We start from the raw sequence: 23,640 nt of genomic DNA on the forward strand, positions 1-23,640 counted from the left end.
CCCTTACAGGTACTGGCCCGTGCTGGGGGTGGTCTCGATGGTCCTGCCGGGCTCGGCGCCGCCCTTGCCCTGGACGATGGTGCGGATGTAGGTGATCCGTTCGCCCTTCTTGCCCGAGATGCGTGCCCAGTCGTCCGGGTTCGTGGTGTTGGGCATGTCCTCGTGCTCGCGGAACTCGTCGGCGACCGCCCGCAGCAGATGGTCCATGCGCAGGCCCTTGGCGCCGGTCATGAGGAGTTCCTTGATCGCGGCCTTCTTGGCACGGTCGACCACGTTCTGGATCACGGCGCCGGAGTTGAAGTCCTTGAAGTAGAGGATCTCGGTGTCCCCATTGGCGTAGGTGACCTCGAGGTACTCGGTGGACTTGTCCGCCGCGTACATCGCCTCGACGGTGCGCTGGATCATCATGGCGACCGTGGCCGCCGGGTCCCCGCCGCACTCGGCGAGGTCCGCGGCATGGATCGGCAGGTCGTCGGTGAGGTACTTGGAGAAGATGTCCGCGGCGGCCTCGGCGTCCGGCCGCTGGATCTTGATCTTCACGTCGAGTCGGCCCGGGCGCAGGATGGCGGGGTCGATCATGTCCTCCCGGTTGGAGGCGCCGATGACGATCACGTTGTCGAGCCGTTCCACGCCGTCAATCTCGCTGAGCAGCTGCGGCACGATCGTGGTCTCGACGTCCGAGGAGACCCCGGTGCCGCGGGTGCGGAACAGGGAGTCCATCTCGTCGAAGAACACCACGACCGGGCTGCCGTCCGAGGCCTTCTCCCGGGCACGGGCGAAGATCAGCCGGATGTGCCGCTCCGTCTCGCCCACGTACTTGTCGAGCAGTTCCGGGCCCTTGATGTTCAGGAAGTAGCTCTTGACGTCCGCGCTGCCGGCGCGCTCCATGGCGCGGACCGCGAGCGAGTTGGCCACGGCCTTGGCGATGAGGGTCTTGCCGCACCCCGGAGGGCCGTAGAGCAGGATGCCCTTCGGGGCCTTGAGCCCGTGCTCCCGGTAGAGGTCCGGGTGCAGGAACGGCAGCTCGACGGCGTCGCGGATCTGCTCGATCTGCGAGGCGAGGCCGCCGATGTCCGCGTAGCTGATGTCCGGCACCTCCTCGAGGACGAGGTTCTCGACCTCGGACCGGGGCACCTTCTCCAGCGCGTACCCGGTCCGGTTGTCCACCGAGACCGCGTCGCCGACGCGCAGGCGCTCGAGCTGGAGCGGGCCCGAGAGCCTGAGGACGCGCTCCTCGTCGCCGCGGCCGATGACGAGCACGCGGTCCTGGCCGAGCAGCTCCTTGATGGTGACCAGCTCGCCCGAGCGCTCGTAGCCGAGTCCGGCGACGACCTCGAAGGCCTCGTTGAGGAGCACCTCCTGGCCCACGCTGAGTTCGGACACGCTCACGAGCGGGCTCAGCCCCACGCGCATCTTCCGGCCGCTCGTGACGACGTCGACGCTCTCGTCAGTCACGGCCGCGGAGGCGCCCCCGGCCGGGCGCCGGCGGTTGAGCTGGACGATGCTGCCGAACGAATACGGTGGCTGGCCCTCGTGCTCGAGGGCGGCCTTGAGGCGCACGATCTCTGCCTTGGCGGTCTTGAGCATCTCCGTCATGCGGGAGTTGTTGCCCGTGGCGGCGGCGAGCTGCCGGTCGACAGCGCGCAGCTTGTCCCGCAGCACATTGATCTGCCGCTCGGCAATGCTCAGCTGCTCAGCCTGGGCCGACGGAGGCAATGCCTCGGGGCCGGTGCCCGACTGTCCGTTCTCCACCATCGCAACCACGTCCTCTTCGATCCGTGCCGCCCCTGCGGGCTGCCGGGGCGCCCGGCGCGGACGCCGGAGCCACTCCCCTCATGCATCGACACTAGCGCGGCATGCTCGTCACGTACCCCACCGGCGAGCCTTGGAAACCGAACAGTTACATGCCTTCCGCAGCGTGGAAACGCAGGATTCAGGACTCCTGGCTGCCGGCCCGCGCGTCCCGGGCGGCGCGCCGGAGCTTGCGGTCGGAGACGGTCCGCTCGCCCACCGACTCAGGCGTCCAGGCGTTGAGGTCCTCCTCGCTGAACTCCGCCTTGTTGCGCTTCTTGCGGACGAGAGGTGCCACGCCCTCGGCGAGGCGGCGCGTGGTGAGGAGGAAGCCGGTGTGCCCGACCATGCGGTGCTCGGGGCGCACCGCGAGGCCCTCGAGGTGCCAGCCGCGCACCATCGACTCCCACGCGTCCGGCTCGGTGAAGCGGCCGTCGGCCCGGATCGCCTCCGCCGTGCGCGAGAGCTGGGTCGCGGTCGCGACGTAGTTGATCCAGACCCCGCCCGGGGCGAGGACCGTGGCGACGGCCTCGAGGCACTCCCACGGGGCGAGCATGTCGAGGACCACTCGGTCCACGCTGCCGGGCTCCTCCGCGGCGACGACCTCGTCCTGGAAGTCGCCGAGCGAGATGCGCCACGCCGGGTGGGGGCCGCCGAAGATCGTCTCGACGTTCCCGCGGGCGATGTCCGCGAACTCCTCGCGGCGCTCGAACGAGTGGAGGTAGCCGCCGTCGCCCACGGCCCGCAGCAGAGAGATCGAGAGCGCCCCGGAGCCCACCCCCGCCTCGACCACGCGCGCGCCGGGGAAGATGTCCGCCATCGTCACGATCTGGCCCGCGTCCTTGGGGTAGACCACGGCGGCGCCGCGCGGCATCGACAGCACGAAGTCGGACAGCAGCGGGCGCAGGGCCTGGTACTGGTGGCCGGCCGTGTTCGTCACGACCGAGCCGTCCGGCCGGCCGATGATCTCGGAGTGGTTGAGGAAGCCCTTGTGCGTGTGGAAGGCGCCGCCCTCGGCGAGCGTGATGGTGTTCATCCGGCCGCGCTCGTCGGTCAGCTGCACGCGCTCCCCGACGCGGAAGGGGCCTCGTCGGTTCGCCGCACCGGTGGGTCCGTCCGCCGCGGCGGGCTGGGCGGTCAAGCTCATGGGTGTCCTCTCTGGCCCCGTCGCCTGGCGACGGGGCGGTCAAATGGGGCTGCTACCTGGCGGGCCGCAGGGGCCGGCCGGAGATCACGGCGACGACGTCACGCTGGCTCAGGAGCCCCGTGACGCGTCCGGCGGCGTCCACCACGGCGTACTCCGTGCCGGCGAGCTGGGCGAGGTACTGGATGAGCTCCTGGCCCGCCGCGGTGTCCGGGACGTACGCGCCCGGGGCGAGCGCGTAGCCGACGGCGGTCACGGGCGTCGTCGCCCGCGCGGGGGCCGGCACGCGGTCGATCGCCGACGGATCCACCACTCCCTGCGGCTTCCCCTCGGGCGAGCAGAGCACGACGGCGACCCCCGCCTCCGCGCCGGCCCGCACCGCCTCGTCCACGCTGGCGAAGTTGGGGATGCCCACCGCCGGACGCGCGAGGCGCCCGGCGACCACCTCGGGCAGCCGCGAGCGGAATCCGGCATGCCGGATCGAAGCGGAGGCGCCCTGCCACAGGAACACCGCGACGAGGAGCGTGACCATGGTGAACGGGAGGTCGAGCTGATCGCCCTGGGCGAGGGGAACCACGACCGCGAGGAGCACGATGCCCGCCACGATCGCCCGGCCGGTCCAGCCTGCGGCGATGGTGCCCTTCTCCTGCGAGCCGGTGGCCTTCCAGACGGCGCTCTCGACGATGCGGCCGCCGTCGAGCGGCAGGCCCGGCAGCACGTTGAAGACGGCGATGAGGAAGTTGGCCCACATGAAGATGTTCACGAGGATGTCCGCCACGCCCGTGAGGTGGACGCCGGATACGACGAGCCACGCGGCACCGGCCAGCACGAAGTTCGCGCCGGGACCGGCGAGGGCTACCGCGACGGAGCGCGCCGGGGTCGCGGTGAACGCCTCGAACTGCGTGTGGCCGCCCCACAGGTTGAGCACGATCTTCTGGCTGGGCCAGCCGAACGCACGGGCCGTGAGGGCATGCGCGAGCTCGTGGACCAGAACTGAGAGCAGGAGCAGGACCGCGTAGGCGAACGCGACGAGGTAGGCGGCGATCCCGAGCTGGGGCTGGCGCAGCTGGAGCGTGGGGCCGTACACGATGACCGTGAAGGCGGCGATGACGAACCAGGAGTAGGCGAGCACCACGGGCACGCCCGCGATCCGCCCGAGGGGGATCCCCTCGCGCCGGCTCTCCGACTCGTGGCTGCCGCTCATGACGCGCCCCCGGCTGTCGTGCCGGCGAGGGAGGCCTCCAGGGCTGCGGCGAGGTCGCGCGGCGTCCGGCCTGCGAGTGTCTCCCAGTGCTCCACCCCGAGGTGGACGGGCACGGCGAGGGCGTTCGGGACGACGACGGTGGCGAGCCCGGCGGCGTTGGACGAGGTGGCCCCGGGGGTCGAGTCCTCGACGGCGAGGCACTCGGTCAGCGCGAGCCCCGGGAGGCCTGCCGCGAGCAGCTCGACGCCGCGCAGGTAGGGCTCGGGGTCGGGCTTGCCGCGGCTCACCGAGTCCCCGGTGACGATGGCGGAGAACGTGCCCTCGGGGAGGTGGTCGACGATGCGGTGCGCCATGGGCTTCTCGGACATGGTGACGAGGGCGCAGTGGATGCCCTCGGCCCGCAGGGCCGCGAGGAGTTCCCGCGCGCCGGGGCGCCACGGCACGGCCTCGCCGAGCTGCTCGATGACCCGCCCGGTGAGGGCGTCGATGATCTCGCGCACGCCCATCCGGACGCCGCCCTCCTGGAGCATGCGTGCGGACGTGGTCAGCGCCTGGCCGACGAGCCGCATCGCCTGCTCGTGGGCCCACGCCCCGCCGAAGCGCTCGACGAGCTCGCGCTCCGCGGTGATCCAGTACGGCTCGGTGTCCACGAGCGTGCCGTCCATGTCCCACAGGACGGCTCGCAGCGGCGCGGCGCTGCCGAGGGCAGGGCTGGTGGCAGGATTCTCGGCCGGGAGACGCATATGCACCAGTCTAGGGTGCCAGCCCGGCCCGCACGGGCGTGCGCGCTAGTCTGGACCGATGAACGAGTTCGACGCCGACGCCCCGGCTCCCCATCCCGGCCTCTTCCCGGTTCCTGCCGCGGGCGAGCGGGTCACGGTGATGCTCGCCGCGTTCGAGGGCTGGAACGATGCGGGCGAGGCTGCGAGCGATGCGCTGCGGTACCTCCGGCGCGCCTTCGGGGCCCAGCGCGTCGGGTCCATCGACGCGGACGACTTCTACGACTTCCAGTTCACCCGCCCGACCGTGCGCCAGACCGGCTCTGGGCGCCGACGCATCAAGTGGCCCACCACGAAGGTCTCGACGGCGCGCGTGGAGGGCCACCCGGTGGACCTGGTCTTCGTCCAGGGCACCGAGCCCTCCTACCGCTGGCGCGCCTTCACGGACGAGCTGGTCGAGTACCTCGACGACCTCGAGGTCGACTACCTGATCGTCCTCGGCGCGCTCCTGGCCGATGTGCCGCACTCCCGCCCGATCCCCGTGACCGCTACGAGCGAGAACGACGAGGTGCGCGAACGCCTCAACCTCGAGGCTTCCCAGTACGAGGGGCCCACCGGGATCGTGGGCGTCTTCGCGGATGCTGCTGACCACCACGGGACGCCGACCGTGTCCGTGTGGGCCGCTGTCCCGCACTACGTGGCGCAGGCCCCCTCCCCCAAGGCCCAGCTCGCGATCCTCCACCGCATCGAGGAGCTCCTCCAGATCCCGCTCGACACGAACGAGCTCGCGGAGGACGCCGAGGCGTGGGAGCGCGGGGTGAACGAGCTCGCCACCGAGGATCCGGAGGTGGCCGCCTACATCCACCAGCTCGAGGAGGCCAAGGACACGGCCGACCTCCCCGAGGCCTCGGGCGAGTCGATCGCCCGTGAGTTCGAGCGCTACCTCAAGCGCCGCGGCAAGGACAACCCGCCGGCCGGCGGCTGAGCCAGGCCCTCCCCCGCCGAGGCCGACCCAGCGGAGGCCGACCTAGCCGAGGTCGATGCCGAGCAGGGCGTCGACAGCGGCGGCGGCCAGCGCGCCGTCGTCCGCGCTCGTGGCACTGCCGGCGAGCGAGTCCTCGGCCCACTTGTCCACCGCGGCCAGCGCGCGCGGCGCGTCGAGGTCGTCGGTGAGGGCACCGCGGATCTCGTCCAGGAGCGGCTCGGCCGATCCCGGCAGGGCGCGGCCGACGGCGCGGCGCCAGGTCTCGAGCCGCCGCACCGAAGCGTCGAGCAGCTCGCCCGTCCACTCCCAGTCGGAGCGGTAGTGGTTGGCGAGGACGGCAAGCCGGATCGCTGCGGGCTCGACGCCGGCGGCGCGCAGCTTCGAGACGATCACGAGGTTGCCCCGCGACTTGCTCATCTTCTCACCGTCCAGGCCCACCATGCCGGTGTGGGCGAAGTGCCGCGCGAGGGGCACGTGATGCAGGCTCCACGCGTGCCCCGCACCCATCTCGTGATGCGGGAAGGCGAGGTCGGAGCCGCCGCCCTGCACGGTGAACGGCGCGGGGAGGAACTTCTGGGCGATGACGGTGCACTCGATGTGCCAGCCGGGCCGGCCGGGGCCGAGCGTCCCGCCGTCCCAGTGCGGCTCGCCGAGCCGGGCCTCGCGCCACAGGATCGGGTCGAGGGGACTGTGCTTGCCGGGCCGGTCCGGGTCGCCGCCGCGCTCGCCGAAGAGCTCGATCATCTCGGCGACGGTCAGGTGGGACACGTCGCCGAGGCGCCACGCCTCGGGGCTGTCGGCGCGGCGGGTCGCCTCGGTCACGTCGTAGTACACGTCGCTGTCGGGCTCGCCCTCGGCACCGGCGAGCTGGTAGGCGAGGCCTTCCGCGAGGAGGCGCTCGACCTCGGGGACGATCCACGGGATCGACTCGACGGCCCCGACGTAGTGGTCCGGGGCGAGGACCCGCAGGGCCTCCATGTCGGACTGGAAGAGGTCGATCTGCTGGCGGGCGAGGGTGCGCCAGTCGACGCCGGTCGCGTCGGCGCGCTCGAGGAGCGGGTCATCGACGTCGGTCGTGTTCTGCACGTAGGCGACCGTGCTGCCCGCGTCGCGCCAGATGCGGTTGAGGAGGTCGAACGCGAGGTAGGTGGAGGCGTGGCCCAGATGGGTCGCGTCGTAGGGGGTGATCCCGCACACATACATCGACTGCTCGGGGGCCGTCGGGATCTCCACGGTGTCACGCAGGCGCGTGTCGAAGAGCCGGACGGGGCCGGCCGAGCCGGGCAGCTGTGGGACGGGTGTCTGCCTCCAGGTTTTCACCCGACCACTCTAGTGCCCGGCAGTGATGACCCCGAATCCGAGGAGGACATAGAGCGCGGCGCCCAGGCCGATGCGGTACCAGACGAAGAGCCGGTAGGAGTTGTGCGAGACGTACTTGAGGAACCAGCCGATGATGACGTAGCCGACCACGAAGGCCACGACGGTCGCGACGGCGGTCTCCCCGAGCCCGTAGGGTCCGCCGTCGAACCCGCCCTTGAGCGACTTGAACAGCTGGTACAGGCCGGAGCCGAACACCGCAGGGATCGCGAGCAGGAAGGAGTACCGCGCCGCCGCCTCCCGGGTGTACCCCATCGAGAGGCCCGCCGTGATGGTGCCCCCCGAGCGCGAGACGCCGGGGATGAGGGCGAGCGCCTGCGCGAAGCCGTAGGCGATGCCGTGCCCGGTGCTGAGGTGGTCGAGGGTGCGCGCGTGCCGGCCTGCGGCGTCGGCCACGGCGAGGATGAGGCCGAACACGATCAGCGTCGTCGCCGTGATCCAGAGCGAACGGAGCACCGTCTCGATCTGGTCCTGGAACAGGAGGCCGAGGACCACGATCGGAATGCTGCCGAGGATCACGAGCCACCCCATCCGGGCGTCCGGGTCGCTGCGGGGGACGCGCCCGACGAGGGAACGGGCCCAGGCCCCGACGATCCGGACGATGTCGCGCCAGAAGTAGATGATGACCGCGGTCTCCGTGCCCAGCTGGGTGATCGCCGTGAAGGCCGCGCCGGGGTCCTGGGCGTTGGGCAGGAACTCTCCCACGATCCGGAGGTGGGCGCTGGAGGACACGGGGAGGAATTCCGTCAGACCCTGGACGAGCCCGAGGAACGCGGCTTCGAGGAGATTCACGCGTGCCACTCTACGTGGGCGCGAGTGCCCAGCTGGGAATTCCCTGACAGCGGTGTCGCGTCCTCAGGGGAGCCCTGCCCGGCCCCCGCCGGTGTCCCGGGCCCTACTCGTCGCCTTCCTCTTCGTCGGCTTCGTCGTCTTCATCGCCGTCGCCGTCGTCTTCCTCGTCATCGTCATCGTCGTCGTCATCGTCCGAGTCCAGGAGGTCGAGCGGCAGGTCCTCGCCGTAGGCGTCGTAGAGGGCGTCGGAGTACGCCTCGAAGGCGTCGGCGACCGCGAAGAAGGCGGCCTCGACGGCGGGGTCGTCGTCGCCGCGCCGCGAGGCTGCCGCGACGAGGTGCTCCTCCAATGCAGCCGTGAGCGAACCGAGGGCGACGCGCGGATCAATGCTCATGGGTGCAACGGTAGTCTGAAACCATGGAGCGCGCCTAGGTTCCCGGTGGGGCACCGGCAGGCGCCGCAGCAGCACGAGGAAGCGAGGGCCATGAAGGAGCGGATCCTCTCCACGACGCAGTCGCTCACCGCGGGGGGCCGCCCCGCGGGACCGGGGCGGCAGTACGAGTACCTGGTCCTGTCAGTGGGCCCCGGGGACTCGCTCGCCGACGCCCGCCAACGGGTGCGCGAGCACTCGGAGTACGGGCGCTGGGAGCTCGAGCGGAGCCGGCTGTACATGGGCGGCGGCCGCCAGTACTGGCTCCGCCGCAAGGTGATGCTGGTCGAGCGCACGGCATAGCCGGGACGCTCGGCCGTCCGCACCGCTGTCCCGATCAGGTGCGGGCGATCAGGAGTGCGGCGCCACGTAGGGCAGCGGCACCGCGATCTTCCCGTGGGACCGTGGGATCGTGATCCCCGGGGCAAGCGCATCGATCGTCCGGTCCGCGTGGTCCAGGGCGGCAAGCACTCTCGCGTAGTCAGCCTCCGTCTGCGTCGAATGCCACGCCTCGGAGGCGGCCTGCAGCTCGCCCTGGTCGCCCATGATCACGCCCCAGTCGTCCACCTGCTGGGGCTCGTTCCCGCCGTAGACGTCTGCAGCGTCGCCGAACGCGTTCTGGGCGGTGCTGAGCAGGCCGCCCTGGTTCATGATGCTCCACCACATCTCGAACCGGTCCGTGTCGTGGGCCACGAGGTACTGGTGCCCTTGGTCGAAGCGGTCTCTGTACCAGTTGGCGCTGGTCTTCAGGGTCGCGACCGCGCGGGCCGGTGGGCTCTGGAACTGGGACGGATCCGTCAGCGGTCCGCCGGCCACGGGGACGGTGGTCGCGGCCTCGCTCGGCCCTCCTCCGGCATCCCCTGACGCGGGTGCCTCCACGGTCGGCGTGGGCCCCGCGGCGCCCTCGGCGCCCGGCCCCGTCGGGAGGGGCTGCGGGGTTCCGCACGCAGCGAGGCCGAGGGCGGCGACGAGCGCGGCGGCCCGGAGGCCGGCGCGCAGGGTCGACGGCGGCGCGCTGGACACCGCGCGGGAGCGACGCTTCCCCATGGCAGACCTCCCTGGAACTGGCGTCCGGTGGACCGATAGTGCGCGCCGTTCCGGGGCGCGGTCAAGGGCCTTTCGCAGCACTTCCGGCAGCAGATCCGCCCCGAGTAGTCCGCCGTGAGCGGGTGCGTACCGTTCGAGTAGTGGCCGCCCTGGCGGCCCTGCCCATTCGCGTGGAGACCACTCGTGACCGCGGCGGAGCGGGGGCTGTGTACTGGAGCCGGGCCCCGAGTTTCCCCACGCGGAGGTGATGCGGGAGCGGAGGGCCCGACGAGCCCGGGACGGCACCGGCCGCCCCGGCTCCCGTGCTAGTCGGCGAAGGGGGTCGAGCATCCATGGTGGCTTGGGAACTGCACCTCTTGGGGTCCTGGGAGCTGCTCAGGGATGGTGCTCCGCTGCCGATCGGCAGGCGCCAGCAGCGGCTCATCGCCTCGCTCGCCCTCATGGGCAGCCGCCCGCGCAGCTATCTGGCAGGCCTCCTGTGGCCCGAGAGCAGCGAGCACCAGGCGGCCGGGAACCTCCGCTCCTCCGTCTTCAAGCTCCGGCACCAGCTGCCGGACCTGCTGGACCGCAGCCTCGACCCGCTCCGGCTCGCCGACGGCATCATCGTGGATCTCGACCGGCTGCGCTGGGTGGCCCAGAAGGCGCTCGCGGGCACACTGCCGGGCGCCGGCGCCGAGGACCTCCTCTTCGGCTCCGAGCTGCTGCCGGGGTGGTACGACGACTGGGTCATGTACGAGCAGGAGCGCCTCCGCGGGCTGCGGGTGCTGGCGCTCGAGGCGATCGCCCGCAATCATCTCGCCACGGGGAACTACGAGGCCGCGATCTCGGCCGCACGGTACGCTGCGTCCCTGGAGCCGCTGCGCGAGTCCGCCCACAAGCTCATCAGCCGCGCCCAGACCGACAGCGGAAGCCGCGCGGACGCCCAGCGGACCCTGCTCGAGTTCCGGCGCAGGCTGTGGACCGAGATGGGCGTCGCCCCGGCCGAGCGGCAGGCCGTCAACCGGGGCCCCGCCGCGGCGCGCCCCCAACCCGCGTGGGCTCCGAGGGCGGGGGCCTCCCGCAACGAACACCGGTGATTGCCGCCTCTTGAGCACGACGACGGCCGGCGCCTTTCGCTGCGTAAGGCGCCGGCCGTCGTCGTGCTTCGCGCGCCCGGGAGGAGGACCGGCACACCACTACTAGGAGCCGGCGGCAGCTGCGGACCCCGACGCGGCATGCACGAGGCCGGCGGAGAGGGCCGCGGCGAAGGCGCCGCGCTTCTGATTGACGCCGCTGCAGGTGTCTGCCGCTTCGGGCTGGTCTGTGCCGTCCTGGCGCAGGCTCTCGCCCGGGGAGCAGGCGCGGTCCCGGTTGACCGACCACATGGACAGGCGGGCGATGCCGCGGTCGTGGACGAACCTGTTCAGGCCCTGGGCCGCCTGGAGGTCGAAGGTCTCCCCCACGACGTCGTTCGCCCCGATCATCGGCGTGAGGCCGAGCTTCTTCCACGCGGCAGCCTCCTTGCCCTGTCCGAGGCTGAAGATCTGCGCGAGCTGCGCGTGGGTGCTCGTGGCCGCCTTGATGGAGGTCTCCAGCATCTTCGGGCCGGAGGCGGGGCCCTCGTAGTCCATCGTCATGATGTTCACCCCGGCCAGGTCCACGCCTCCGCGGACCGTCTGGAGGACAACCGCGGAAGCCTCGGGGGCCAGCCCCTGGGCCGTCACGGGCAAGGTCAGCCACACCTGGGGCATGCGGGCCGGGCCCAGGTCACCGAGGACCTGACGGAGGGCCTCGGCGCGCCGTTCGGTCGCCTCGACGTCCGTGAGGTTCCGTGCCTCGATGTCGAAGTCGAGGACGTCGGGGGCGTACCGTTCGATCACCTTCCTGTAGGCCTGGGCGAGCGCCTGGGCGTCCGGGCAGGCCCTCGCGAGCTCATCGCCGGCCGCGCCCCCGAACGAGAGCGCCACACCGTGTCCCTTCTGGCGCAGGCGGCTCACGCGCTGGTCGAGGTCCAGCTCGGCCGCCGCCCTGTCCAGCGTGTACTGGCCGCCCCACGAGGGCTCGCACGGGTTGGCCGGGTCTGCGATGACGAAGGCGAGGACGGCCTTTCCATCGGGATTCGTGTCGTCAAAGGGGTAGAGGGGCTTCAGGGTCACGTCGGCGTACCCGCCGAACCACCCAGAGCTGCCTGCGCTGGAAGGGGCGGACGGTGGGGCGGACCCGGAGGCCTGTCCGGACGCGGCGCCGGAGGCCGGGGTCGTCGCCCCGGGCCCCGGCGTCGCCGGGCCGCCCGATGCCGTGCTGCCCGCTCCCGTCCCGCCGAACGAGCAGGCCGCGAGCGTCATGCCAACCGCGACGGCTGCGGCCAGGAGTCGCAGCCCGAGGAGGAGGACGGGGCTCCTGTGCGGTGATGGCAGGTCGGACATGGGATTCAGCCCCTGCTCACCGGGAGTCGCTGGAGAGCATGGGCAGGGCAGAGTCCGTGGACATCGCGGGGACGACCGCGGGCTTGCCCGCACGCGGCTTCTCGCGCGCCGGTGTCTGGACGGCCTGATTCGCCGCCGACGCCGACGGGACCAGCACGCTGTTGGTCCGTTCGGGCCGGTACCAGCCCACCATGCGGCCGCGCGCTGCATGCACGAGAGACCCGTAGAGCACGTAGGCCCGCAGCGGCTCGTAGATGAGCCGGTAGAGGGGCACCATGAGGAGGTGGCGTGGGCTCTCTCGGACCATGAGCACGGCCACGATGGAGATGATCAGGTGTGCCCCGGCGACGAAGGCTGCGAAGATCGCGATCGGCGCCCACTGCCCCTGGGCCAGGATGATGCCCGCCACGACGAAGGTCATCGGCATGAAGACCAACGGAATGAGCACCGAGATCAGCGCATACGGCATGCTCACGAGGCCCAGCACCCCGTACCGGGGGTTGAACAGCATCCGCCGGTGCTTGTACAGCGCCTGGATGTTGCCGTAGGTCCACCGCAGGCGCTGCTTGGCGAGGCCCTTGAGGGTCATCGGGGCTTCCGTCCAGGCCACCGCCTTGTTCTCCTGCACGATGCTGTATCCCAGGCTCTGGATCGTCAGCGTGAGGTCGGAGTCCTCGGCCAACGTGTCGTGGGAGTAGCCGCCCGCCCGGACCAGGGCTTCCCGCCGCCAGGCGGCGCACGCCCCGGGCACGATCGAGATCGCCCCGACGGCACCCTCGGCCATCCTCGTCACGCAGATGCCCGAGATGTACTCGAGGGCCTGCCAGGCCGTGACGATGTTGTGCCGGTTGCCGACCTTCACGTGGCCGGCAACTGCCCCGAGCGGCTTCTTGTGCGAGGGGTCGAGGAAGTGCCGTGCGAACATCCTGATCGTCTGCGGCTCGAAGATCGTGTCGCCGTCGAGCGTGACGACGACGTCGCCGCGCGAATGGGCGATCCCATTGTTGCTCGCGGCCGACTTCCCCCCGTTGGGCTGGTCGATGACACGCAGCTGCGGCCACAAGCGGGCGTACTCCCGCAGGATGGCGAGCGTGCGATCGGTCGAGCCGTCATTCACCGCCACGACCTCGAAGGCCGGGTAGTCGCTGGCCCTCAGCGCATCGAGGGTCTTCGTGACCACGGCTTCCTCGTTGAAGACCGGGAGGATCACGCTGACGAAGGGAAGCTGCGCCTCCGGGATCACCTCCCAGTGCTTCCTGTGCTGCCGGCCATTGGAGATGAGCGCGAGGATCACGTACAGGACCGACATGATGGTCAGCGATCCGATCCCGAACCAGAACAGCCACGAGATCACGATGTCCGGGACGATCGTCAGCGACGCGGCGACCGCCACCGTCGCCAGGTCGTCGGCGTTGGGCGTGATCGTCTGCGGGAGCTCCTGGGGGGTCAGCAGGGGTGCCAGCGTCGTGAAGGTGTAGCCCTCGGCCTTGGCCTTGGTGATGAAGTCTTGGAGCATGCGGACGGTGCCCTGGCGGTCCCCGCCGCCGTCGTGCATGAGGACCACGTGGCCCCTGCCGTCCAGCTGTGGCGTGGGGATGGTCGCCCCGGGCGGGTAGGACCAGTCCTCCGTGTCGAGGTCGAAGTCCACGTGGATGTACCCGAGCTGCTGGGCCTCGAGGACGCCCACGGGGCTCCCCTGCGGGTTGCCCTCCGGGAGGCGGAACAGCCGCGACGCGTAGCCCGTGAGGCCCCGGACGAGGTGATCGTTGCCGATCAGCTCCTCGCGGTTGATGACGTCCGGGTTGTTCGTGAACTGCGCGTGAGTCAGGGTGTGGTTCCCGACCATGTGGCCCTCGCGCACCTCCCGCTGGAGGATCGCCGGGAACGAGGACATCTCGTAGCCCACGTTGAAGAACGTGGCGGGCACCTTCTCCTTGGACAGGACGTCCAGGATCGCCGGCGTATTGCGCGGGTCGGGGCCGTCGTCGAACGTGAGGATCAGCTGCTTGTCGGCGGGGACCCCCCAGTTGTCGATCACATAGGGGTGGTCCCCGATGGACCTGGCCTCGTCCGGCGTCGCCTGGCGGAAGATGGTGTTGCTGAACGGGTCCTTGAGGTACACATTCCTGCCCTGGCGGACGGTCAGCTCGATCCTCTGGAAGATGCCGTTCTCGTCGCCGACCACCGGCATGTCCTCAACGTCGTCCTGCGCGAGCAGCTGCCGGGGGTACGCCGGCGAGGTGTTCAGGGGCGCCGCCCACAACGGGGCCGTGGCGCTGGGCAGGATCCACACCAAGGGGACGGTCAGGACGATGAACACCGTCACGAGGGTGCCCAGCACCCGCGACCAGCGGTTCCCGCTCGGGTCGAAGAAGACGGGCTTCCCTGCGCCGGGTTGCGGACGTCTCATGGAGGAACCCCCGATGAAGTGAGGCAGCACGGTTGGTTTGGGGAGGGCCCTCGGCGACGTGCACTGCACGCGCCGGAGTGAACTGGCTGTCCGGTCTCCCTTGTGGCCCGGTGAGCTTGTGGCTCGTAGAAGGAGTAGAGCGGGAGGGCCGTTGCGTCGCCGTTATCAGTGGGACGCCGGCGCCGCCGCCCGCCATCCGCGGCCGATAACGCAGGCGCAACGGACGCTGGGATTCACTCGTCTGCGATGGCAGGGGGACCGGGAATGGCCCGTCGTCGAGCCGTCCGGAGGGGGGCCATCGCGGAGGCAGGGCGGGAGCAGAACCGCCGGCCCCGCCGTCGTGCCCGGTGCCCTGGGAGCACCCTGTCTCGGAAGAGGTACAGCTGATGGGGATCGATTTCGGAAAGATGCTCCGGGCCGAACGCCTCCGGCGCGGACTCACCCAGGCGCAGTTGGGCGAAGGGGCCTACGAGCCGAGCTACATCTCGATGCTGGAGACCGGCCGTCTGGAGCCCTCGGCGCAGGCGATCCAGGAGCTCTCGGGGCGGCTGGCCAGCGCGCCCCACGCGATGCCGTGGTGGAGCGGGCCACCGATGCCTGCGGAGGCCGAGTACGTCTTCTCGAGCCTGTGTGCGCAGGCGGCCTGCGACGTGCGGGAGTACGCGCGGGCTTCCTCCCACGCGGCCATTGCGGCCCGCCTTGCCCGGGAAGGCGCGGACACGTCCGGCTGGTGGGAGATGACCTTCATCCAAGCCGAATGCCTCATGCGCGAGGGCAGGCTCACCCGGTCCCTCCGCACTGCGCGGGACCTGCTCGAGCACTCCGCGCTCGCCGGAGACCGCGAACTCGAGGCGCGCGCCCACCAGCTCTACGCGGAGATCTGCCACCGGCACGGACGGCTCGAGGCTGCGCTCGAGCACGCCCACCGCGCCACGGAACTCTCCGAGGGCTTCTCGTCCCGCTCCACGACCCGCGTCGCCTCGCTCTGCTCGCTCATCCACGCCCTCACGGACGGCGGCAGGATCGAGGCGGCGTGGGAGTGGTGCGCGAACCTCGGAGCGCTCGTCGCGAAGGCGCCGATGGACCGCCTGGTATGCCGGGCGGAATGGGTCATCGGAAAGGTTGCCTTCGTGCGGTCGGACGAATCCGAGGGCGCGCGGCACCACGAGCGGGCCGCGCAGTTCCTGCTGGCCCTCGAGGACATCGAGCTGTGGGCCCGCTTCAACCGGAGTTCTGCGGCGGCACGGCTCGAGGGAGGCATCCTCGGACCCGACACGCTCACCGCGATCGAGCGCGCCGAGCTGGCGCTCGTCATCGCCGGCGGCAGCGATGCCGACCAGCTCGAGACCGCGTTGGTCCGTGCCCGGTGGCTCTACCTGACCGGCCAACTGGCGGAGTCAGCCCAGCTCCTCCAGGGCATCAACAGGGAGAGGAACCTCCTGGGCCCCCACGTCACCGCCGAGGCGTGCCTCCTGTACGGCCAGTGCCTCAAGGACCTCGGCCAGCACGACGAGGCGCTGCGGGCCCTCGAGGAAGCCCATGAGCAGTTCATGTACGCGGGCATCCCGCTCAAGGCCGAGCAGGCCAGGGAACGGATCCTCGAGCTGCGCCAGGCCGCGCTCGTCGAGGCCGACGTCCCCGAGGCGGTTCCCGGACCGGTCGGGCCCTTGAGCCCCGGCTGACCCGGTTCCCGGGCGGCACCGGCCGCTAGTCCTCGAGCGGTCCCAGGAGGTTCGTCGCGACGGTGGAGTGCGCCGACTCGGGATCGGAGGGGTGGTACAGGCCGGCGAGGACGTCCCGGTACAGCCGCTCGAGCTCGTTGCCGCGGAAGTAGCCGCCGCCCCCGCCCACGCGCATCGCGCCGTCCACCACGGCCTTCGCGGACTGGGTGGCGCGGTGCTTGAGGCCGCTCAAGTGGCGGAACCAGGCACTCCCCCGGTCCACGCCGGCGTCCAGGTCCGCGGCGACCGTGTCGATCTGCGGGACGATGCCGTCGACCGCCATGCCGAGCTCGGCGATCTGCCACCGGATGTCCGGGTCCTGGGAGTAGGGCCGGCCGCCGCTGCGGTGCGAGCGGCGGCGGTGGGCCGCGGCGACCGCGAGGTCGAGCGCCCGCTCGGCGATGCCGGTGTACACCGCCGCGAGGAGCGTCTCGAACACCGCGAAGATGCCGAACACGAGCAGGTCGGGGTGGGGGCCGACCGGCAGCCGGCGCACGATCCGGTCCGCCGGGGCGACGGCGCCCTCCAGCACGGTGGTGCGCGACTGGCTGGCCCGCATGCCGAGAGTGTCCCAGTCGTCGAGGTGCCGCCAGCCCGGCCGGTCCCGGCGGATGAAGCCCCATACGAGGGCCGGCTCATCCCCGGTGGTGTCCTTGCCGAAGGTGCCCATGCGGGTCCAGGCGGGCGCGAGGCTCGTGAAGACCTTGGTGCCCCTGAAGCTGTAGCCGCCGTCCGGCTGCGGGACGGCCTCGGTCACGGAGTCGAACAGGACCGCGTCGTTGCCGGCCTCGGAGACGCCGAAGGCGAACACCTCCCCCGCGGCGGCCTCGTCGAGGACGAAGGCGAGGCTCTCGTCGCCCCGGTCGGCCAGCAGCTTGGCCACGCCGGTCCAGACGAGGTGCATGTTGACCGCGAGGGCCGTCGCGGGCGCGGCCTGGGCGAGGCGCCGCTGGAGGCGCACGACGTCGGCCATCCCCGCTCCCAGCCCGCCCTCGCCTTCGGGCACGAACGCCTTCAGGTACCCGGCCGCCACGAGGGCGTCGAGGTCCTCCTGGAAGAACTCGTTGCGCTCGTCGTAGCCGGGCGCGCGCGAACGGATCTCCTCCAGGAGCGCCTCGGGCAGGACGGCGGCAGGATCGAGTGCCACGCTCCCCCTCCTCTTGTTGTGGGGTCTCTGGCGGGCCGTTGCGGGGTCTCTGGCGGCCCGTCGAGTGTCAGCGGCCGGGTCAGTACGAGGTCAGCAGGCGGCGCAGCACGCGCGCGCCGAACTGGAGCGAGTCCGCGGGGACGCGCTCGTCCACGCAGTGGAACATGGCCGGGAAGTCCAGATCGCCCGGGAGCCGGAGCGGGGCGAAGCCGTAGCCGGTGATGCCGAGCCTGCTCAGCGACTTGTTGTCGGTGCCTCCGGAGAGCGTGTACGGCAGCACGACGGCGTCCGGGTCCTCCGCGGCGAGGGCGCCCACCATCGCCTCGACGAGGGGCCCCTCGAACGGGGTCTCGAGGGAGACGTCCTGGTGGATGTAGCTGAACTCGATGCCGTCGCCGGCCAGTTCCTTGAGCTTGGCCAGGACGAGCTCGTCCTGGCCTGGGAGGGTGCGTGTGTCCACGCGCGCCTCGGCGGTGCCCGGGATGACGTTGTCCTTGTAGCCGGCCTTGAGGACGGTGGGATTGGACGTGTTCTGGAGGGTGGCGCCGACGAACCGGGCCACTGTGCCGAGTTCCTTGAGGAGGATCTCGGGGTTCTCCGGATCGAACTCGACCCCGGTGAGCTCGGTGACGCCGTCGAGGAACCACCGCGTGGTGTCGGTGATCTCGATGGGCCAGGTGTAGTCGCCGATGCGGGACACGGCCCGGGCGAGCCGCGTCACGGCGTTGTCGTCGTTGACTTGGGATCCGTGGCCGGCGCGGCCGGCAGTCTTGAGGCTCAGCCAGCCCAGACCCTTCTCGGCCGTCTGGAGGAGGTAGGCCCGCTTGCCGCCGATCTGCGCCGAGAAGCCGCCGACCTCGCTGATGGCCTCGGTGGCGCCGTCGAACAGCTCGGGCCGGTTGTCGACCGCCCAGCGGGCGCCGTACGCTCCGCCGGCCTCCTCGTCGGCGAACATAGCGATGACGAGGTCCCGGCGCGGCCGCGTGCCGGTGCGCCGCATCTCGCGGACCACAGACAGGATCATGGCGTCCATGTCCTTCATGTCCACAGCGCCGCGGCCCCAGATGAGCCCGTCCTTGAGCTCCGCCGCGAACGGGTCGACGCTCCAGTCCTCCTTCTGGGCAGGGACGACATCGAGGTGACCGTGGACCACGAGGGCGCCGGCCTCGGGGTCGGCGCCCTCGAGGCGCACCACCACATTCGCCCGGCCGGGCGCTGACTCGAACAGCTCCGGCTCGAGCCCGACCTCTGCGAGGAGGCCGGCGGCGTACTCGGCGGCGGCTCGCTCCCCCGGCCCCGAGCCGTCTCCGAAGTTGGAGGTGTCGAAGCGGATGAGGTCCTGGCAGATGCGCACCACCTCGTCCTCGGCGGTGGCCTGGCCCTGGGCGGCATGGTCGGTCATGGGTCCTCCTCAGCGTCTCCGGTGCCTCCAGCCTAGTCCCGCACCCCTGCGGGCCCTGCCTCCAGCGGCCCGGGCACCGATTTCGGCTTGCGGCCCGGATCGTGTAGAGTCTTTCTCGCTGCCCGGGAGGGAAACGAGTGATCGGTTCGCTTCCGGAGTGCTGCCTGCGCGGGTGGCGGAATGGCAGACGCGCTAGCTTGAGGTGCTAGTGCCCGAATAGGGCGTGGGGGTTCAAGTCCCCCTCCGCGCACCGATGGAGCCCCGGTCATCTGACCGGGGCTCCTCTTGTCTGTCCGGACGTTCCGACCGCCTTCTCGCTGGGCGGCCCGCGCGGCCCCGGTGTGCGCGTAGCAGGGACCGGGATGGTGTATGGTTATATACCGCTGCCGAGGACGGAAACCGTGGTTTCCCAAGTCTTCGGAGGCTGCCCGCGCGGGTGGCGGAATGGCAGACGCGCTAGCTTGAGGTGCTAGTGCCCGAATAGGGCGTGGGGGTTCAAGTCCCCCTCCGCGCACAGACGGAGCCCCGGTCTTCTGACCGGGGCTCCTTTGCGTTGCCGATCAGCATTCCCGGGCCAGCCATGCACGGCCCGGGCGCGCAAAGCTCACGCGGCCGTGTGGAAGACGTACTCTCCGCCCGGGAACTCGACCCTGTGGCCCATCAGCTCCCGCGTCCCGGGCAGCGGGGGCGCGGTTGATCTGTACCGGTGCCCGGTCGGAGTGGTGACCGTGACGGCGTGCCGCGACGACGTGGTCGTGATGGCGGATCGGGGCGTCGCACCAGGGATTCCGGCAGGTCTGGTCCCGGAGGGCGATGAAGTCCTTGAGGCCCGGCGGGAATGCTCGGGACCTCGACTCCAGGGGCGTCAGCGACCCTGTGGTCGGCGAAGCATAGATGCGACGGAGCGCCGCGTCCGGCGAGGCGAGGACGAGGTCCCGGGCGATCTGAGCCGGCAGGACTCCATAGCCCGCGAGCGCGGAGGGTTCCGGGGTGCCGGCGAGCAGGGCAGCATCGGACATCACCAGATTCACGGCGATCCGGAGATCCTCGGCGCGCCTTTGCCCCGTGATCCGCTCGACGAGCGTATCTGCGTGGCCCAGGTCCCGATGACGGCACCGCTTGGCGACTCCTTCGAACATAGTTTCGATTTTATCGGGCCAGCCCTGTTCCGACCCAGTCCTGTGGAGGACAAGTCGAGCCCCTCGGAACGAACGGCGCCGCCCGCCCCGCCGAAGGGGGACGGGCGGCGCCGAGGCGACCACGCGCCGTCGTCCGTCTGACTGGCAGCGTCAGGAGCCAGCCGGCGGCTCAGGAGAGCCGCGACACCGACCCGACGAAGTGCCGTCGGCCGGACTTCGCGTGCCACCCGACGTAGTCCGAGCGTTCCCAGGCCCCCTCGGCATCCACCGAGTCGGAGATGTTCAGCGCCACCCGCGCGGGCAGGAACACCGGCGCCTCGAACGCCACGTCCCACACGAACGCGTCGCCCTTCGCGGGCCCCACCTCGGCCAGGGCGCGCGAGGCCGTGTACATCCCGTGGGCGATGGACCGGCGCATCCCGAGCGCCCGAGCCGAGATCGAGCTCAAGTGGATGGGGTTGAAGTCGCCCGACACGGCCGCGTACTCGCGCCCGGTCTCGGACCCGAGCCGCCACAGGGCCGTGGGAAGCGGCGCGCGGAAGTCCTCGCGCGCCCCGTTCGCGAGGGGCTTGTCCACGCCGGGCAGGAACACGCCCTTGGCGAGGTAGGTGGAGACCCCGCGCCACACCGGCTCCCCTCCCCCGCCGTGCGCCCCTCCCCGGCGCACCTCGGCCACGACATCGACCTGGGTCCCGGCGCGGTGCCCCGCGAGGTTCTCGGCCCAGGCCATCACGTCGAGTTCGTCGGCGTAGGAGATCGGCTCCCGGTACTCGATGTGGTTGCGCAGGTGCACCATGCCGAGCAGGGGCAGCGGGAAGTCCTCGCGCCCCATGAAGCTCATCGCCACCGGGAAGGCCAGCGCGTGCACGTACCCGGCGGGCACCACGTCCCGCGCGGACTCGCCGAGCAGGTGCTGGTACTCGGTGACCTTGGCGAGGTCCGGACGCACGACGGCGGCGTGGTGCCGGGCGGCGGGCAGCCTCGGGGCGGTCCTGCGCGGCGCCACGAGGGCCCGGGCTGCCTCGGCCGCGGCCGCGACGTAGAGCTTGGACAGGGACGGCACCTCCGTGAGCTCGACCGTCTCGGTCCCCCGGGCCGGCGCGCTCACTGGCCCACCAGGTTCTGCCCGCACACCCGCAGCACGTTGCCGGAGATGCCCCCGGCCGCGTCGGAGGCCAGGAACGCTATCGCCTCGGCCACGTCCAGGGGCAGCCCACCCTGCTGGAGGGAGTTGAGGCGACGGGCCACCTCGCGGGTCGCGAACGGGATCTTGGCCGTCATCTCGGTCTCGATGAACCCTGGGGCGACGGCGTTCGCGGTCCCACCGGACGCGGCGAGCCGGGCCGCGGTGGACCGGACCATCCCGATGACCCCCGCCTTGGAGGCCGCATAGTTGGTCTGGCCGCGGTTGCCCGCGATGCCCGAGGTCGACGCGACCGAGACGATGCGGAACCCCTCGCCCAGCCTGCCGGAGCCGAGCAGCGCGTCGTTGATGTGCAGCTGGGCCGCGATGTTGACGGCGATGACCGAGTCCCAGCGCCCCGCGTCCATGTTCGCCAGCAGCTTGTCCCGGGTGATGCCGGCGTTGTGCACGAGGATGTCGAGGGCGCCGTGCCGGCCGAGGGCGTGCTCGAGGATCCGCTCGCCCGCCTCGGGCCTGGTGATGTCGAGCTGGAGGGCGGTGCCGCGCACCTCGTTGGCGACCTTCGCGAGGGAGTCGCCGGCCGCGGGCATGTCCACGACGACGACCTTGGTCCCGTCCCGGGCGAGGGCCCGCGCGATGGCCGCACCGATCCCGCGCGCGGCCCCGGTGACTACCGCGACCTTCCCCGCGAGGGGCTTCTCGGGATCGCCAGGCAGCTCGCCCTTGGCGGTGCCGACGGTGAGGAACTGCCCGTCCACGAACGCCGACCGCCCCGAGAGGAGGAAGCGCAGCGCCCCGAGCGCGCTGGGGGCGTCCGCCTGGACGCCCTCGGCGAGCAGGATCCCGTTGCCAGTCGCCCCGCTGCGCAGCTCCTTGGCCAGCGAGCGCAGGATGCCGTCCACTCCGGCCCGGGCGGCGGCGAGCGCGGGCTCGTCCGCCGTGGAGGAGCGCCGCGACACCGTCACGACGCGCGCATTCGGGGCCAGCGAGCGCAGGGCGCGGCCGGCGGCCAGGATGGGCGCGGACAGCTCCTCCGGGCGCGCCACCTCGTCGAGGGCGAGCACGATCCCGCCGAGCTTCGCCGCCCCTCCCCTTCCGGAGCGGGCCGCCGCGCCAGGCGAGGCGGACGACGACGGCGAGGCACCGGCGTCGTCCGTCCCACCCGCGGCTGGAGACACTGCGGGATCCCTGAGCACCTCGACGTCCCAGCCCTTCAGCGCGGTCTCGAGGGCGTCTGCCCCCGCACCCGCGCCGATGAGCAGCACGGGCCCGGGCACGAGCGGCGCGCCGGGCTCGTACCGGCGCAGAGCCACGGGCTGCGGGAGGCCCAACCGCTTGGCGAGGTCCCGGCCCCAGCCGCGCGAGACGAAGTCGGTGTACTTGTCAGCCATGCCTGTTCCCCTTCCCTCGCCCTCAGCGTCCCTCGAGGACGGCGACGACGCCCATGCCGCCGGCCGCGCAGACGGAGATGAGCCCGCGGGCCGGGCGGCCGAGGTCCCCGGCGCGGTTGCGCTCGTGGAGCTGCTTGGCGAGGGTCGCGACGATGCGGCCGCCGGTCGCGGCGAACGGGTGCCCGGCGGCGAGCGAGGAGCCGTTGACGTTGAGCTTGGCGCGGTCCACCTTGCCGAAGGCGCCGTCGAGGCCGAGGCGCTCGCGGCAGAAGTCGGCGTCCTCCCACGCGGCGAGCGTCGCGAGCACGGTGCCGGCGAAGGCCTCGTGGATCTCGAAGTAGTCGATGTCCTCGAGGGTCAGGCCGAGGCGGCCGAGCAGGCGCGGCACCGCGAACACGGGCGCCATGAGGAGTCCGTCCTTGCCGTGCACGAAGTCGACGGCCGCGGCCTCGCCGTCCACGACGTCGGCGAGGATGGGCAGGTCCCGCTCGGCGGCCCAGTCCTCGGAGGCGAGCAGCACCGTGGAGGCGCCGTCGGTGAGCGGGGTCGAGTTCCCGGCGGTCATGCTGGCCTCGGAGCCGAGCTGGCGGCCGAAGACCGGCGAGAGCTTGCCGAGCTTCTCCATCGAGGTGTCGGCGCGCAGGTTGGAGTCCTTCGTGAGCCCGCGGTACGGGGTCACGAGGTCGTCGAAGAAGCCCCGCTCGTACGCCGCGGCGAGGTTGCGGTGGGAGGCGAGCGCGAGCTCGTCCTGGGCCTCGCGGGTGATGTTCCACTGCTTCGTGGTCAGGGCCTGGTGCTCGCCCATCGACAGGCCGGTGCGGGGCTCGTTGGTGCCCGGCGCCATCGGGGCGAGGTCCTTGGGGCGCAGCTTCGAGGCGGCCTTGAGCTTCTGCTGCAGGGTCTTGGCGCGGCTGAGCTCGAGGATCGTCTCGCGCAGCCCCTCGCTGACCACGATCGGGGCGTCCGAGGCGGAGTCGACCCCGCCGGCGATCGCCGAGTCGAGGCGTCCGAGCTTGATCTTGTCGGAGAGCTGGAGGACGGTCTCGAGGCCCGTCGCGCAGGCCTGCTGCACATCGTAGGCCGGGGTGTCCGGGCGGAGCGCCGAGCCCAGGACGGACTCCCGGGTGAGGTTGAAGTCGCGGCTGTGCTTGAGGACAGCGCCAGCGGCGACCTCGCCGATCTGCTCGTCCTGCAGCCCGAACCGGGCCACGAGCCCGTCGATGGCTGCGGTGAGCATGTCCTGGTTGGAGGTGCGGGTATAGGCGCCGTTGGCCCGCGCGAACGGGATCCGGTTGCCGCCGACGACGACGGCCTTGCGGATGCCGGGAGAGGAAGGGGTGGGCATAGCGTCCTCCGGTCGAGAGCTGTGATCTGAATTACCGATACCTAGCG

The 23,640-nt window shown here is 71.5% G+C and carries 20 protein-coding genes and 2 tRNA genes; 6 read left to right on the forward strand and 16 right to left on the reverse strand.

What is annotated here, in order from left to right:
• Positions 1-3 precede the first annotated feature (3 nt).
• The 4 genes from arc to J2W21_RS07800 all read right to left on the reverse strand — a co-directional run bounded on the left by arc (position 4) and on the right by J2W21_RS07800 (position 4,882).
• Entirely contained in the window at positions 4-1,755 is a 1,752-nt protein-coding gene (gene arc / locus J2W21_RS07785) for a proteasome ATPase (protein ID WP_373423081.1), read from the reverse strand.
• Between the two features lie 178 nt (positions 1,756-1,933).
• Positions 1,934-2,938: a tRNA (adenine-N1)-methyltransferase gene (locus tag J2W21_RS07790; RefSeq protein ID WP_307113906.1), complete on the reverse strand. Its 1,005-nt coding sequence runs from the start codon at positions 2,936-2,938 to the stop codon at positions 1,934-1,936.
• A 52-nt stretch (positions 2,939-2,990) separates the two neighbouring features.
• Entirely contained in the window at positions 2,991-4,139 is a 1,149-nt protein-coding gene (locus J2W21_RS07795) for a site-2 protease family protein (RefSeq protein WP_307113907.1), read from the reverse strand.
• Positions 4,136-4,882 (reverse strand): HAD family hydrolase, encoded by a 747-nt coding sequence (locus J2W21_RS07800; protein ID WP_307113908.1) that lies wholly within the window; start codon positions 4,880-4,882, stop codon positions 4,136-4,138. The genes J2W21_RS07795 and J2W21_RS07800 overlap by 4 nt, the downstream gene beginning before the upstream one ends.
• A 58-nt stretch (positions 4,883-4,940) precedes the next feature.
• Between J2W21_RS07800 and J2W21_RS07805 the strand changes: the two genes are divergently transcribed.
• The gene (locus J2W21_RS07805; protein ID WP_307113909.1) at positions 4,941-5,843 is read left to right on the forward strand and encodes a PAC2 family protein; all 903 of its coding nucleotides are present in this window, start codon (positions 4,941-4,943) and stop codon (positions 5,841-5,843) included.
• 42 nt (positions 5,844-5,885) lie between these two features.
• On the opposite strand, the gene mshC is transcribed toward J2W21_RS07805, so the two are convergent.
• From mshC to J2W21_RS07820, 3 genes are all read right to left on the reverse strand, one after another.
• Complete coding sequence (mshC, locus tag J2W21_RS07810) at positions 5,886-7,163, reverse strand: cysteine--1-D-myo-inosityl 2-amino-2-deoxy-alpha-D-glucopyranoside ligase (RefSeq protein ID WP_307113910.1); 1,278 nt, start codon at positions 7,161-7,163, stop codon at positions 5,886-5,888.
• A gap of 9 nt (positions 7,164-7,172) precedes the next feature.
• Positions 7,173-8,012, reverse strand: coding sequence for an undecaprenyl-diphosphate phosphatase (locus J2W21_RS07815; RefSeq protein WP_307113911.1), 840 nt, complete (start codon positions 8,010-8,012; stop codon positions 7,173-7,175).
• Between the two features lie 103 nt (positions 8,013-8,115).
• Positions 8,116-8,406, reverse strand: coding sequence for a hypothetical protein (locus J2W21_RS07820; protein ID WP_307113912.1), 291 nt, complete (start codon positions 8,404-8,406; stop codon positions 8,116-8,118).
• A 90-nt stretch (positions 8,407-8,496) separates the two neighbouring features.
• Here J2W21_RS07820 and J2W21_RS07825 point away from each other — a divergent pair, with 90 nt between their 5' ends.
• Entirely contained in the window at positions 8,497-8,745 is a 249-nt protein-coding gene (locus J2W21_RS07825) for a DUF5703 family protein (RefSeq protein ID WP_307113913.1), read from the forward strand.
• A gap of 48 nt (positions 8,746-8,793) precedes the next feature.
• On the opposite strand, the gene J2W21_RS07830 is transcribed toward J2W21_RS07825, so the two are convergent.
• Positions 8,794-9,489, reverse strand: coding sequence for a hypothetical protein (locus tag J2W21_RS07830; RefSeq protein WP_307113914.1), 696 nt, complete (start codon positions 9,487-9,489; stop codon positions 8,794-8,796).
• Between the two features lie 332 nt (positions 9,490-9,821).
• Here J2W21_RS07830 and J2W21_RS07835 point away from each other — a divergent pair, with 332 nt between their 5' ends.
• Positions 9,822-10,565, forward strand: coding sequence for an AfsR/SARP family transcriptional regulator (locus tag J2W21_RS07835; RefSeq protein WP_307113915.1), 744 nt, complete (start codon positions 9,822-9,824; stop codon positions 10,563-10,565).
• A gap of 102 nt (positions 10,566-10,667) precedes the next feature.
• On the opposite strand, the gene J2W21_RS07840 is transcribed toward J2W21_RS07835, so the two are convergent.
• Positions 10,668-11,894 carry a chitinase gene (locus tag J2W21_RS07840; RefSeq protein WP_307113916.1) on the reverse strand — a complete coding sequence of 409 codons (1,227 nt, stop codon included), beginning with the start codon at positions 11,892-11,894 and terminating at the stop codon, positions 10,668-10,670.
• A gap of 16 nt (positions 11,895-11,910) precedes the next feature.
• A complete protein-coding gene (locus J2W21_RS07845) occupies positions 11,911-14,304 on the reverse strand; it encodes a bifunctional polysaccharide deacetylase/glycosyltransferase family 2 protein (protein WP_307113917.1) in 2,394 nt (797 codons plus the stop codon).
• 386 nt (positions 14,305-14,690) lie between these two features.
• Between J2W21_RS07845 and J2W21_RS07850 the strand changes: the two genes are divergently transcribed.
• Entirely contained in the window at positions 14,691-15,986 is a 1,296-nt protein-coding gene (locus J2W21_RS07850; RefSeq protein WP_307113918.1) for a helix-turn-helix domain-containing protein, read from the forward strand.
• A gap of 25 nt (positions 15,987-16,011) precedes the next feature.
• Here the strand turns inward: J2W21_RS07850 and J2W21_RS07855 are convergent, their stop codons facing one another.
• Positions 16,012-17,172: an acyl-CoA dehydrogenase family protein gene (locus J2W21_RS07855; protein WP_307113919.1), complete on the reverse strand. Its 1,161-nt coding sequence runs from the start codon at positions 17,170-17,172 to the stop codon at positions 16,012-16,014.
• A 79-nt stretch (positions 17,173-17,251) separates the two neighbouring features.
• Positions 17,252-18,574, reverse strand: a complete 1,323-nt coding sequence (locus J2W21_RS07860; protein ID WP_307113920.1) for a M20/M25/M40 family metallo-hydrolase — start codon at positions 18,572-18,574, stop codon at positions 17,252-17,254.
• Between the two features lie 166 nt (positions 18,575-18,740).
• On the opposite strand from J2W21_RS07860, the gene J2W21_RS07865 reads away from it, so the two are divergent.
• Together J2W21_RS07865 and J2W21_RS07870 are read left to right on the forward strand one after the other, a co-directional pair.
• A tRNA-Leu gene (locus J2W21_RS07865) sits at positions 18,741-18,824 on the forward strand.
• 180 nt (positions 18,825-19,004) lie between these two features.
• Positions 19,005-19,088: transfer RNA gene (locus J2W21_RS07870), tRNA-Leu, on the forward strand.
• A gap of 46 nt (positions 19,089-19,134) precedes the next feature.
• On the opposite strand, the gene J2W21_RS07875 is transcribed toward J2W21_RS07870, so the two are convergent.
• From J2W21_RS07875 to J2W21_RS07890, 4 genes are all read right to left on the reverse strand, one after another.
• Positions 19,135-19,713: a hypothetical protein gene (locus J2W21_RS07875; protein WP_307113921.1), complete on the reverse strand. Its 579-nt coding sequence runs from the start codon at positions 19,711-19,713 to the stop codon at positions 19,135-19,137.
• Between the two features lie 169 nt (positions 19,714-19,882).
• Complete coding sequence (locus J2W21_RS07880; protein ID WP_307113922.1) at positions 19,883-20,821, reverse strand: MaoC family dehydratase; 939 nt, start codon at positions 20,819-20,821, stop codon at positions 19,883-19,885.
• Positions 20,818-22,248: a 3-oxoacyl-ACP reductase gene (locus J2W21_RS07885; protein WP_307113923.1), complete on the reverse strand. Its 1,431-nt coding sequence runs from the start codon at positions 22,246-22,248 to the stop codon at positions 20,818-20,820. Before J2W21_RS07885 ends, J2W21_RS07880 begins: the two co-directional genes overlap by 4 nt.
• 22 nt (positions 22,249-22,270) lie before the next feature.
• Positions 22,271-23,593, reverse strand: coding sequence for an acetyl-CoA C-acetyltransferase (locus J2W21_RS07890; RefSeq protein ID WP_307113924.1), 1,323 nt, complete (start codon positions 23,591-23,593; stop codon positions 22,271-22,273).
• Positions 23,594-23,640 lie beyond the last annotated feature (47 nt).

Origin of the sequence: Sinomonas atrocyanea, from assembly GCF_030811715.1 — a bacterium.
In the GTDB taxonomy this organism is placed as follows: Bacteria; Actinomycetota; Actinomycetes; order Actinomycetales; family Micrococcaceae; genus Sinomonas; species Sinomonas atrocyanea_A.